Here is a 12,148-nt window from a genome sequence, read left to right as displayed (position 1 = left end):
CGCACCTTGGGCAAGGCCGGTAAAGCGGGGAGCCGGATGAGGAAGTTTCAAGATGGGTTACAAGATCGCAATCGTAGGTGCCACGGGCAACGTGGGCCGGGAAATGCTCGACATTCTGGCCGAGCGCGGATTTCCGGCTGACGAAGTCATCGCTCTCGCCTCGCGCCGCTCCCAGGGCACCGAAGTGTCCTTTGGCGACCGGACGCTGAAGGTTCAGGCGCTGGAAAACTACGACTTCTCCGACACCGACATCTGCCTGATGTCCGCTGGCGGCACCATTTCCAAGGAATGGTCTCCGAAGATCGGCGCCAAGGGCTGCGTTGTGATCGATAACTCCTCCGCATGGCGCTACGATGCGGACGTTCCGCTGATCGTTCCGGAAGTGAATGCCGACGCTGCTGCGGGCTTCACCAAGAAGAACATCATCGCCAACCCGAACTGCTCCACCGCGCAGCTCGTTGTCGCTCTGAAGCCGCTCCACGAGGCAGCCGGCATCAAGCGCGTCGTCGTTTCCACCTACCAGTCGGTTTCCGGCGGCGGCAAGGAAGCGATGGAAGAGCTGTTCAACCAGACCCGCGCTGTCTTCGTGAACGACCCGATCGAACCGAAGAAGTTCACCAAGCGCATCGCCTTCAACGTCATCCCGCACATCGACGTGTTCATGGAAGACGGCTACACGAAGGAAGAGTGGAAGGTTCTGGCAGAAACCAAGAAGATGCTGGACCCGAAGATCAAGGTCACCTGCACCGCCGTGCGCGTGCCGGTCTTCATCGGTCACTCCGAGAGCGTCAATATCGAGTTCGAACGTGAAATCACGGCCGACCAGGCCCGCGACATCCTGCGCGAAGCTCCGGGCTGCCTCGTCATCGACAAGCATGAAGACGGCGGCTACATCACCCCGTACGAAAGCGCCGGTGAAGACGCCACCTACATTTCCCGTATCCGCGAAGATGCGACCGTCGAAAACGGCCTGAACCTCTGGGTCGTGTCCGACAACCTGCGCAAGGGCGCTGCCCTGAACGCCGTGCAGATCGCCGAGGTTCTGGTGAACCGTGGCCTGATCAAGCCGAAGAAGCAGGCTGCCTGATTTGATTTCGCGGAGCGCGTGATCCATGCGCTCCGCTCTTCCTGCCGCTAAATTCCTTTCCTGCAGAACTCCGGACAGCTCATGACCTCAACCGTCCTTCCGTCCTTTGAGGAGTTCGCAGCCCGGTCCGGCAGTTCGCGGTTTTCCGACTGGCTGCGCCATTGCGGCGGCAAGGACTGGGAAAATGGCTGCAACCATCCCTTCACCAGAGCGATTGGCGACGGCACCATGCCGTCCGATGCCTATATCCGCTATCTGATCGAAGACTACACCTTCATCACGGATCTCGCGTCCGTGCTGGGCTATCTTGTCGCCCAGGCCCCCACCATGGCCTCCAAGAGCAAGCTGAGCGGATTTCTTTCCGCTCTGACCTCCGAGGAAAACAGCTACTTCCTGCGCTCCTTCGAAGCGCTTGGCGTTTCCCCTGAGGTCTATCTGAAGGCGGCCCAGGGACCGGTCACCCGCGCCTTTGCCGACCTGCTGCTAACCTCTGCACGAAGCAGCTATGCGGAAGGACTTGCCTGCCTCCTGTGCGCCGAATGGATGTATCTCACCTGGGCACAGCGCGAGGCTAAGAAGCCACGGCCCGAGGCCTTTTATCTGGCCGAATGGATCGACCTTCACGCCATCAGTGCTTTTGAGGCCTTTGTCGGCTGGATCCGGGAAGAAATGGACCGGGTGGGTGCGGCATTGAGCCAGGATGAGCAGAAGCAGCTCGAAAACCTCTTCAAGCGCATGTGCCATCTGGAAGTTGCCTTTTTTGACGCGGCCTGGACCGGTGGGTCTGCCTGAACCTGGCCCCGGCGCTTCTTTTCAAAGCACGTCAAAATTGCGTCCTCTCTCGCAAAACTTGCGTCTGATTGCCCCAAGTTTCAGCACCTGAATTTCTTTGTGTTCAGATACTTGAGCTGATCCAGCGCCTCAATGGCCGAAGACGCTACGTCCACCTGTGCGTCAAGATTTGTGCACCGGCGACCGACAGCCAACCTTGCATGGCCGTTTGGAATGCAGCAACCTTTCGGGGTCCTGCCTTTTCAATCCCCGAGAGAGATCTGCCATGTACAAGTCCCTTCTTCTGGCCACGGTCGCGGTCATCGCACCGTCTTGCGCCGCCCTTGCCGGACCCTTGAGCCCGGAACAACGGTCAGAAATCAGCGCGTCGATCGATGCTTATGCCCCGCGCATGTATGAAGTGTCCGACACGATTTGGGCCCATCCCGAACTCGGTTACCTCGAAACGGCAACCGCTGATCTGCTCCAGTCCGAGCTGAAGGCCCATGGCTTCACAGTGGAGACAGGCGTCGCCGGCATTCCCACCGCATTCATTGCCAAAAGCGGCACCGAGGATGGTCCGGTGATTGCCATCATGGCTGAGATGGATGCCCTGCCCGGCTTCTCCCAGTCCGCTTCCCCGGAAAAGCATGAGCAGGATGGTCTGGATGCCGGCCATGCCTGTGGCCACCACATGTTCGGTGCAGGCTCCGTTGCAGCCGCCATCGCGGTTTCCGACTGGCTGAAGGCGACCGGCACCAATGGTCAGGTCCGGCTCTATGGCACACCGGCGGAAGAAGGCGGCTCCGGCAAGGCCTATCTCGTGCGCGGCGGCCTCTTTGATGATGTCGACATCACGCTGCATTGGCACCCGAGCGCCAGCAACTCGGCGGAGCAGGGCAAGTCTCTGGCGAACATCAGCGCGAAGTTCCGCTTCTCCGGCATTTCCGCCCATGCAGCGCTCGCTCCGGACAAGGGTCGCTCTGCGCTGGACGGCATCGAGGCCATGAACATGATGGTCAATCTGATGCGCGAGCACGTTCCGCAGGAAACCCGGATCCATTACGTCATCACCGATGGCGGCAAGGCGCCGAACGTGGTTCCGGATTTCGCTGAATCCTATCTCTATGTCCGCCATCCAGACCCGGCTGTGGTCGCGGATGTGTTCAGCCGGATCGAGAAGGCCGCGGAAGGCGCGGCTCTTGGCACCGGCACCACCTATGAGGTCGAGCGCGTGGGCGGGGCCTATTCCCTGCTGCCCAATGATACGCTTGGCAAGATCATGGACCAGAACCTGCGCCAATCCGAGCCGATCGCCTGGACCGCAGAGGAAACGGACTTTGCCACCAAGCTGCAGACGAGCCTGAAGAAGGCACCACCGCTCACCAGCGTCAGTGAGGTGGACGCCTATTCCTTCGGCGATCAGGGCTATTATTCCACGGATGTAGGCGATGTGAGCTGGGTCACCCCGACGGCCGGTCTCGGCACAGCCACCTGGGTTCCGGGCACCTGGGCCCACAGCTGGCAGGCAGTCGCCGCAGGCGGCATGTCGATTGGCCACAAGGGCACGCGGCTTGCAGCAGAAACCCTGGCGACAACGGCAGCCGAGCTGTTCCAGTCCCCGGATGTCATTGCCGCCGCCAAGGCCGAATTCGAGGAAGGCCGCGGCAGCGACTTCAAATACAGCGCCATGATCGGGGACCGGACCCCGCCGCTGGACTATCGCCTGTCGGCAGCGAACTGAACTCAGCGACTGGCGGGTCTCACGCCCGCCAGTCCGCCGCACATTACAAATCCGTAAGATTGACCTTGTGCGGCGCAGCTCAAACAGACCCAAGAAACGCATGTCAGACGGATTCGACGTTAGGCCACAGCGCCTTTCGTCATGATGCAGCTGCGAACACCTCAGGTTCGGTGCGCACAAAACGCCGACTAAGGTGGCACCTGCCCAATCCGGACCTGAATGTTACCGTTCCTCTGCATGTTGATCTGAGGAGGAATGAACATGAAAACCTGGAAAAAGCCTGCCATGACCGCTGTTGAAGCGGGTTTCGAGATTACCCGCTACATGCCGGCTGAAATCGGCACCTGCGGCCGCAAGAAGTAAGTCTCTCCCTTCCAGAAGGGGGAACACCCGGTGGATATCAGGATCCTGGGATCCGCGGCAGGCGGCGGCTTTCCGCAGTGGAATTGCAACGCGACCTTCAGCCGGGCTGTCCGCTCCGGTTCACCGGGCTTTTCATCCCGGACCCAGTCCAGCCTGGCTGCAAGCGCGAACGGCAAGGACTGGGTCCTTTTCAACGCCTCACCGGACATCCGCGAGCAGATCGCAGCGACACCGGAGCTTCAGCCTCCGGCACACGGCCCCTTGCGTGACAGCCCCATCCGCGCCGTGGTTCTGACCAATGCGGATGTGGATCATATCGCCGGGCTTCTGTCCCTGCGCGAGCGCCAGCGTTTTACCCTTTACGCCACAGCCCGCGTTCTGAAGACCCTCGCGGAAAACAGCATCTTTCAGGTGCTCAACCCGGAACTGGTGCCCAGACGCGAACTGCCGCTCGGCGACATCATCCCGCTCGAAGGACCTGACGGGCCCCTTGGCCTGGACATCGAAACCTTCGCCGTTCCCGGCAAGGTCGCGCTGTTTCTGGAGGACGCCAGCAAGGACGGTTTCGGCACCAGTGAGGGCGACACGGTCGGCCTCAGGATTTCGCAATCGGACAGTCGCTCCGCGCATCTCTTCTACATTCCAGGCTGCGCCGCCATCGACACGCCTCTGCTCGAAAGACTCACCGGCGCCGAGGTTCTGCTCTTTGACGGCACGGTCTTCACGGACACCGAAATGCCGGATGCAGGGGTTGGCGAAAAGACCGGTGCCCGCATGGGCCATCTTGCGATCAGCGGTCATTCCGGAAGCCTGGCCCAACTCCAGGATATGCCGCTCAGCCGCAAGATCTTCGTTCACATCAACAACACCAATCCCATTCTGGACCCTACCTCTGCGGCCTCAAGGACCGTCCGGGAGGCCGGATGGGAGGTCGGATATGACGGCATGGAGCTGACGCTATGACCCTGCAAGCCACCTTGACCCGTGCCATGCCAGTGCCGGAGCCGATCGGCAGCGGCGTGGCCGCTACTGTCGCCGATGACATCCGCAAGGCAGGCCGCCTGCTGCCGCCAAAGGAGCTGGAGGACGCCCTGCGCACAGCAGGGTTTGCCCGCTACCACATCCATCATCCCTTTCACAAACTGATGAACGCCGGTGAGCTGACTAAAGGCCAGATGCAGGCCTGGGCGCTGAACCGCTATTGTTATCAATCCGCCATTCCCAAAAAGGATGCCATCATCCTGTCCCGATCAGAGGATCCGGAGTTCCGGCGGGAATGGCGCAAGCGCATCGCCGATCATGACGGCGAGGACGGCGCGGCTATCGATGGCGGGATCAAGCGCTGGCTGAAGCTCGCAGAAGGTCTGGATCTGGACCTCCAGATGGTCCAGTCCCGCCGCTATGCCCTGCCCGCCACCCGCTTTGCGGTCGGCGCCTATATTGACCTGGTCGCCTCCTCCAGCATCCTCGTCGCAGTGGCCTCCTCCCTGACGGAGCTTTTTTCTCCCATCGCCATCGGGGAGCGTGTCCCCGCCATGCTGGCGCGCTACGCTTATATCAACGAGGACACGCTCTCCTATTTCACCCCGCGCCTGCATCAGGCCCCGCGCGATGCTGAGCACGCCCTTTCGCTGGTGACCCGCTGGGCAGACACGCCGGACAAGCAGGCCGATGCCATCGAGGCCCTTCTGGCCAAGTGCGATATTCTCTGGGCAATGCTGGACGCGCTTCACTCGGCCTATGTCACCCCCGGCGCAATCCCTCCCGGCGCCTTCATCCCGCCGCCCCTGCAGGAGTAGACCGATGCTCCTGAGCGAACCGTTTGTCCCTCGTGAAAGTCAAAGGCTGATCATCGGGCCGGACAGCCATCCCGTTCTGCACCGGCATGTCCGGCTGCGAAGAGACGAAATCCGCGGAAAATGGGTGATCCTCGCGCCCGAAAAAGTCCTCTGGCCGGACGAGATCAGCGTCGAAATTCTCTCACGATGCACCGGCAAGATTTCGGTAGCGACACTTTCCCAGGACTTGGCCAAGGCCTATGACGCCCCTGCCGACCAGGTCGAAGCGGACGTCATTGAATTCCTGCAAGAGTGGGCGGACCGGCTTCTGATCAGGACGGAGGAGACGCCGTCATGACCCGCATCCTCGCGCCGCTCGGCATTCTGGCGGAACTGACCCACCGCTGCCCCTTGCAATGCGGCTATTGCTCAAACCCTCTGGAACTTTTGAAAGCAAACAGGGAACTGAGCACCGGGGACTGGATCAGCACGTTCCGGCAAGCGGCAAGCCTTGGCGTCCTGCAGGTTCATCTGTCAGGCGGCGAGCCGACGCTGCGCAAGGATCTCGATCAGATCATCGCCTGTCTGGCCGAGAACGGCATCTATTCGAACCTGATCACCGCGGGGGTGTCATTTTCAAGAGAGGATCTCTCCCGGTTCCGGCAGGCAGGGCTGGACCATATCCAGATCAGCTTTCAGGGGGCCTTGCCCGAGACCACCGAGCTTGTCGGTCATCTCAAGGGCGCTCATGAAAAGAAACGGGCTGCCGCCGGTTGGGCCGTGGACCTTGGCCTTCCCCTCACGATCAATGCCCCGATCCACAAGCTGAACATTCATGAAGTGCCTGACTTCGTTGCGCTTGCCCTGGAACTTGGCGCGGAGCGACTGGAGATCGCGAATGTCCAGTATTATGGCTGGGCGCACCTGAACCGGGCGGCTCTTCTGCCCAGCTATGACGCAGTCATGGCGCAGGTCGAGTATGTCCATGACATCCGCGAGCGGCTGACTGGCATTCTCAACATCGACTTCGTCACGCCGGACTACTACGCCGACTATCCAAAACCCTGCATGGGTGGATGGGGGGCAGATGCCATGGCGATCACGCCGGACGGACAGGTCCTGCCCTGCCATGCAGCCCAGACGATCAGCTCCCTGACCTTTGACCGGGTGACGGAAAAAAGCCTGTCAGAAATCTGGCATCACTCGGACGCCTTCAATCGCTATCGGGGGGACAGCTGGATGCCGGAGACCTGCCGCAGCTGTGAGCGCAAGGACATCGATTTCGGTGGATGCCGCTGCCAGGCCTTCGCGGTGACAGGGTCTGCGGCCGAAACGGATCCGGCTTGCATCAAGTCCCCCTATCACGCACACCTGCGCAAGATGCCAGCCGAAGGCCCTATCCAGCGCAGAGTGATCGGTAAAAGCCCGCAGCCGGCCTGATCTGACATCAGTCCGGCGGCAAGCTCGCCGATGTGGGGTCAACCGTTCTGGGCTTCCAGTGCCAGAGCTTCTTCGCTGACGGAGAAGACTTCCGTCTCCGGATCCATCACGCGCAGCTCGCCAGAGCCGATGTCGAACCATGCGCCATGCAGCTCCAGTTCACCGGCCGAAACCTGTTCAGCGACAAACGGGAAGGTCACAAGGTTCTTCAGGGATTGGCGGACACCGGCATATTCCATCGCAAGCTGCGGATCGTCGATCTTGTCGACGGGCATGCAGGCCAGGGAAATCGCTGCCGGTTCCAGAAGCTTGATCCAGCGGCCGATGTAGTCGCCCTTGAGGGTCGGCGCGTTGGCATTCTCGCGAAAAGCCTGAACCCCGCCGCACTTGGCGTGGCCCATGACCACGATGTGCTTCACTTTCAGCGCGCGAACAGCATATTCGATCGCCGCACTGGTGCCGTGAAGACTGGTGTCGTCTTCCGCCGGCGGAACAAGATTCGCCACGTTGCGCATGACGAACAGCTCACCCGGCCCGGCGTGGAAAATACCTTCAGGCGTCACCCGGCTGTCGCAGCACGAGATGACCATGACATTCGGCTTCTGGCCATAGACCGCCAGGTGCTCGTGGGTTTCCTTGTGGCGGACAAAGCCCTTCTGCAAGTAGTTGCCGTATCCGTTCAACAGGTCCTTGGGAAAACTCAAGATCCAGCCTCCAGCTCATCCGTTTAAGATCATGTCGGCGTGGTTATAGGCGATCGGAATGCGGCTGCCTAGCAACCACAGGCATCTGGCCTCATAGCGAATACGTATTTTCCCTGACGCACCTGCCAAAGACGCTGCCGTTCAGGTCGCGACATTGATCTCGTGATGTTCGATCTCGCCGCCATGGTCCTCATAGGCATGACGCACTGCCGACGGCGATTGCGGATCCCCGTGGGGCCCAGCCTGCTTCTGATCCGTGGACTGGGGAACAGGATCGAGCACCTTGTGGGCTGTCGCGGTATAGGCAGCGACCCCATCAAGCCGGTGATCCTCGAAATGCTCTGTCTCCAGAACCACGGCAGGCTCCTCATCGAGTGAAGATGAAGTCTCGTCACGGGGGTCCTGATCAGCGTCAGCAGCGTCCTCAGGCCGAGGAAAGGCATGTTTCTGCCGCTCCCGGTCAGGGGGATATTCTGTGGCATGCGGCACGACTTGCGCGCTCTGGGCACGGTCTACGGACGTCGGCATGGCGGCCCTCCTGGCCCTTGAAGATACATCGCCCTTCTGGCGATGAAAAATCGTCTCAAGAAAGAGTTAACGATTCTTTACGGAAGGTAAACCCGCACAACCTGGACGTCAGCACCTTGCCGCAGACAAACAAAAAAGGCCCGCCGGAAATCCGGCAGGCCTTCGAGAAGTCAGATTGACGGGACGATTTCAGGCTGTAGCAGGGTCCGCGTAGGATCCGAGCAGCGCCATCGCCATGCGATAGGGTGCCAGAAGCACCATGGACACTACCAGCTTGACCGTGAAATCGCCCAGCGCCCAGGAAATCCAGCGCGGCACGTCCAGCGCAAAAGCGCCGAACAGCGGGGCAATTTCCGTGGCGAAATCGTCGTGATAGCCAAGAAGACCGGAGAAGGCCGGAGCGAAGGCGATCGAAAAGAACAGCACCGTATCCAGAACGGACCCGAGCAGAGACGAGATCACCGGCGCCTTCCACCAGCTGCTGCGGCGCAGGCGGTTGAACACCGTGACGTCAAGCAGCTGTGCCGACAGGAAAGCCGTTCCCGACGCAATCGCAATGCGCGGCGTGGCCAGCCAGATCGACAGGACAACGGCGGAGATGAAGCCGGTATAGACAACCAGCCGGGCAGCAGAAGCACCGAACCTGCGGTTGGTCAGGTCCGTTACCAGAAAGGCAGCCGGATAGGTGAAGGCACCCCAGGTCAGGAGGTCAGCAAGAACCACCGGTCCGAGCGTACCGCCCACCGGAAACTGAACCAGAAAATTGGATGCCACAACGACAGACGCCATCGCGGTGGCCGCGATGGCGAACTGTGCCGCGGAGAAACTCCGGGTCTTCATATTTTTCAGTCCCTTGACGGAGACTTTAAGCAGCAGCGGCTTCAGCCTGCTGACGCTTGATGCTTGCCTTGATCTGCAGAGCCTTTTCAGAAAGACCAGCGTCAGAAGCCTTCAGCAGGTATGCATCCAGACCACCGCGGTGCTCGACAGAGCGCAGGGCGTGGGCGCTGATGCGCAGCTTGAAGGTCTCACCCAGCGCGTCGCTGATCAGCGACACGTTGCACAGGTTCGGCAGGAACCGGCGACGGGTCTTGTTGTTGGCGTGCGAAACGTTGTTACCGCTCATCACGTCTTTGCCGGACAGTTCGCAACGGCGTGCCATGATATCACCTTTTATCTTGTCGCAGGTTCGCTTTGCTTCGAACCCGTCTGTTGCAACCGGAAGGGAGCGGACCCTAGGCCCCGCTACAGCATTTCCGGCGGTTTACGGAAAAAGTTGGCCTGCTATACTGGCAGCGGCGGCCATCGTCAAGGCTTCTCCGCATCAGGAGGCCGATTCCGTGTTTTTCGTCATCCGGACCGCCTTTGTTAACGACTGAGTTACCATACCAGCGAACAATTGGCCTGAATTAATGTCACGAGGCTCTCGCTGATTTGCCGCCCCTGGAATGCGGGCATCCAGAACAGAGTCGTGCAGGAACCAAGTTTTGTCGGTGCCGGAGTTCCGAAACGGCGCGGAGGGTTTGATAGTGTCACGTTTGCAGTCATTCGGCCGTCTTCTGGCCTTGCCGTTGCTGGCAGGCGCATTGCTTGTCACGCCCGCCGAGGCGAAGAAAAGCAGCGTCGGCGGCCTCTATTCAATCAGCGTCGGCGGTTTCACCGTCGGCAAGGGCACCTTGTCGCTCGTGCTGCAGGGCAACGCCTATTCCGCGAAGGTCGGTCTTGAGCCAGCTGGCATCGGCACGCTCTTCACCACAGGCAAGGGCGGCGCGGAAGCGTCCGGCTGGCTGGTTGGCTCCAAGGTTGTCCCGTCAACCTACCAGATGACCTCCCGCGCGGCGGACCGTGACTTCTTCGTTTCGCTGAAGCAGGGCTCGGGCAACATCCGCTCCATGGAAGTCACCCCCCAGTTCAAGCCGAATCCGGAGCGCATCGCGGTGACGACCCGTCACCAGAAAAACGCCATGGATCCGCTCAGTGCTGCGCTGATGCCGGTTGGCTCCGCAAAGGGTGGCCTGGACAAGGAAGCCTGCAAGCGCAAGCTTCCGGTGTTCGATGGCTGGACCCGTTTCGACATCAAGATGAGCTACAAGGAGATCAAGCAGGTCTCCGGCCGCGGCTATGACGGCCCTGTCGTCGTCTGCACCGCCAAATGGGTTCCGGTTGCCGGCCACCGCCCGTCCAAGAAGTCCGTCAAGCAGATGGAAAACGCCAACATGGAAGCATGGCTGGCTCCGATGGGACAGGACAACGTACTGATTCCCTACCGGATTGCCATCGATACGGACACCGGCCAGCTGGTCGTTGAAGCCTCGAAACTCAACGTGGAAAGCGGCCAGCGGGACAGCGCCTCCCGTTAACCGCAAGGCCCTGGTGTCGCCCGGCACTCTTGCGCCGGTCCCCTTCTCTTGCTAGAGCCGACACACGGCAGGCTGGATGCCGCAAGATCTTGCCGTCCAGTCTCCTCCTGATGCGGGCCCGCGTTCCGGCGGGCCGGCGCTTTTAAGCGGCCTGGCCAGGTGTACGAGTACATGCACAGCTATTTGGAATTCGAAAAACCCGTTGCCGATATCGAAGGCAAGATCCAGGAACTGCGCGCCCTTGCCGCAGACGGAGAAGCCGTCAACATCGAGGACGAGATCGAACGTCTGAAGGCGAAGGCGTCCCAGACCCTCAAGGACCTCTATGCCAAGTTGACCCCGTGGCAGAAGACCCTGGTGGCCCGCCACCCGGACCGTCCCCACGCGCTCGACTATATTTCCGGCCTGATCGAGGATTTCACGCCTCTTGCCGGTGACCGCAATTTCGCCGAAGACAACGCCCTGATCGCTGGCCTCGGCCGGTTCCGTGGCCAGTCGGTCGCGATCCTTGCCCAGGAAAAGGGTGCGGACACCCAGTCCCGCCTGAAGCACAATTTCGGCATGGCCCGTCCGGAAGGCTACCGCAAGGCAGTCCGCATCATGGACATGGCCGAGCGCTTCTCCATTCCGGTGATCTCCCTCGTCGACACCGCCGGCGCCTATCCGGGCCGCGGCGCGGAAGAGCGCGGCCAGGCGGAAGCCATTGCCCGTTCCACCGACAAGGGCCTCGGCCTCGGCACCCCGACCATTTCCGTCATCATCGGTGAAGGCGGCTCCGGCGGCGCAATCGCTGTCGCAACGGCCAACAAGGTCCTGATGCTCGAGCACGCGATCTACTCGGTGATTTCTCCGGAAGGCGCGGCCTCCATCCTGTGGCGCGACAGCACCAAGGCGCAGGACGCTGCCACCAACATGAAGATCACGGCGCAGGATCTGCTGCAGCTCGGCGTCATCGACGGCATCGTCAGCGAACCGGTTGGCGGCGGCCACCGGGCCAAGGAAACCGTGATCAATTCGGCTGGCGGCGCAATCGAAGCGGCCCTGGCCGGTATGGCCGGCATGTCGGCTGATGAGCTGCGCAAGGCACGGCGCGAGAAGTTCCTCGCCATCGGCCGCACGCTCGGCTGAACCAGCGGCGGGCCACCGGTCCGTAAAAAGCACGAGATTCTTTGAAAGGGGCGCCCCAAAGCGCCCCTTTCGCCGTGATTCGGACAGATTTTCAGGGCATTCAGCAGCTGAAAATTGTGCGGCCCTTGCCTTTACGGCAAGCTTTTGATGAATTTGAAGAAGCAAGTTAACAGGTCGTCAACCATGACGGCCTAGCCTTGATCCCGCAGGATCCGGCCAGGCATCCATGTCATTGGATGTTTCTC

Annotated in this window: 14 protein-coding genes; 10 read left to right on the top strand and 4 right to left on the bottom strand. The window is 60.9% G+C overall.

What is annotated here, in order from left to right:
- The first annotated feature begins 52 nt into the window (after window positions 1–52).
- The 8 genes from BUA94_RS18580 (at window position 53) to pqqE (ending at window position 7,183) form a co-directional block, all read left to right on the top strand.
- Window positions 53–1,087, top strand: a complete 1,035-nt coding sequence (locus BUA94_RS18580) for an aspartate-semialdehyde dehydrogenase (protein ID WP_073014801.1) — start codon at window positions 53–55, stop codon at window positions 1,085–1,087.
- 81 nt (window positions 1,088–1,168) lie between these two features.
- A complete protein-coding gene (locus tag BUA94_RS18575) occupies window positions 1,169–1,879 on the top strand; it encodes a TenA family protein (RefSeq protein WP_073014800.1) in 711 nt (236 codons plus the stop codon).
- Between the two features lie 265 nt (window positions 1,880–2,144).
- Window positions 2,145–3,602 carry an amidohydrolase gene (locus tag BUA94_RS18570; protein WP_073014799.1) on the top strand — a complete coding sequence of 486 codons (1,458 nt, stop codon included), beginning with the start codon at window positions 2,145–2,147 and terminating at the stop codon, window positions 3,600–3,602.
- Window positions 3,603–3,863: 261 nt separating this feature from the next.
- Window positions 3,864–3,965 carry a pyrroloquinoline quinone precursor peptide PqqA gene (gene pqqA / locus BUA94_RS18565; protein ID WP_139251197.1) on the top strand — a complete coding sequence of 34 codons (102 nt, stop codon included), beginning with the start codon at window positions 3,864–3,866 and terminating at the stop codon, window positions 3,963–3,965.
- A gap of 30 nt (window positions 3,966–3,995) precedes the next feature.
- On the top strand, window positions 3,996–4,928 hold the full coding sequence (pqqB, locus tag BUA94_RS18560) for a pyrroloquinoline quinone biosynthesis protein PqqB (protein ID WP_073014797.1): 933 nt from the start codon (window positions 3,996–3,998) through the stop codon (window positions 4,926–4,928).
- On the top strand, window positions 4,925–5,764 hold the full coding sequence (gene pqqC, locus BUA94_RS18555) for a pyrroloquinoline-quinone synthase PqqC (RefSeq protein WP_235860640.1): 840 nt from the start codon (window positions 4,925–4,927) through the stop codon (window positions 5,762–5,764). Before pqqB ends, pqqC begins: the two co-directional genes overlap by 4 nt.
- A 4-nt stretch (window positions 5,765–5,768) precedes the next feature.
- A complete protein-coding gene (gene pqqD, locus BUA94_RS18550) occupies window positions 5,769–6,101 on the top strand; it encodes a pyrroloquinoline quinone biosynthesis peptide chaperone PqqD (protein ID WP_073014796.1) in 333 nt (110 codons plus the stop codon).
- Window positions 6,098–7,183 carry a pyrroloquinoline quinone biosynthesis protein PqqE gene (gene pqqE / locus BUA94_RS18545; protein WP_073014795.1) on the top strand — a complete coding sequence of 362 codons (1,086 nt, stop codon included), beginning with the start codon at window positions 6,098–6,100 and terminating at the stop codon, window positions 7,181–7,183. Before pqqD ends, pqqE begins: the two co-directional genes overlap by 4 nt.
- Before the next feature lie 38 nt (window positions 7,184–7,221).
- On the opposite strand, the gene BUA94_RS18540 is transcribed toward pqqE, so the two are convergent.
- The 4 genes from BUA94_RS18540 to rpmB form a co-directional block, all read right to left on the bottom strand.
- Window positions 7,222–7,890, bottom strand: coding sequence for a carbonic anhydrase (locus BUA94_RS18540; protein ID WP_073014794.1), 669 nt, complete (start codon window positions 7,888–7,890; stop codon window positions 7,222–7,224).
- Between the two features lie 138 nt (window positions 7,891–8,028).
- Complete coding sequence (locus BUA94_RS18535; RefSeq protein ID WP_073014793.1) at window positions 8,029–8,415, bottom strand: hypothetical protein; 387 nt, start codon at window positions 8,413–8,415, stop codon at window positions 8,029–8,031.
- 189 nt (window positions 8,416–8,604) lie between these two features.
- Window positions 8,605–9,255: a queuosine precursor transporter gene (locus BUA94_RS18530; protein ID WP_073014792.1), complete on the bottom strand. Its 651-nt coding sequence runs from the start codon at window positions 9,253–9,255 to the stop codon at window positions 8,605–8,607.
- Between the two features lie 25 nt (window positions 9,256–9,280).
- Window positions 9,281–9,577 (bottom strand): 50S ribosomal protein L28, encoded by a 297-nt coding sequence (gene rpmB / locus BUA94_RS18525; RefSeq protein ID WP_073014791.1) that lies wholly within the window; start codon window positions 9,575–9,577, stop codon window positions 9,281–9,283.
- Between the two features lie 367 nt (window positions 9,578–9,944).
- Here rpmB and BUA94_RS18515 point away from each other — a divergent pair, with 367 nt between their 5' ends.
- The gene (locus BUA94_RS18515) at window positions 9,945–10,775 is read left to right on the top strand and encodes a DUF3108 domain-containing protein (protein ID WP_073014789.1); all 831 of its coding nucleotides are present in this window, start codon (window positions 9,945–9,947) and stop codon (window positions 10,773–10,775) included.
- Between the two features lie 171 nt (window positions 10,776–10,946).
- Window positions 10,947–11,903, top strand: coding sequence for an acetyl-CoA carboxylase carboxyltransferase subunit alpha (locus tag BUA94_RS18510; RefSeq protein WP_073014788.1), 957 nt, complete (start codon window positions 10,947–10,949; stop codon window positions 11,901–11,903).
- Window positions 11,904–12,148: the final 245 nt, after the last annotated feature.

Source organism: Roseibium suaedae (genome assembly GCF_900142725.1).
Lineage (GTDB): Bacteria > Pseudomonadota > Alphaproteobacteria > Rhizobiales > Stappiaceae > Roseibium > Roseibium suaedae.
This window is presented reverse-complemented; position numbering and strand designations above follow the sequence as displayed.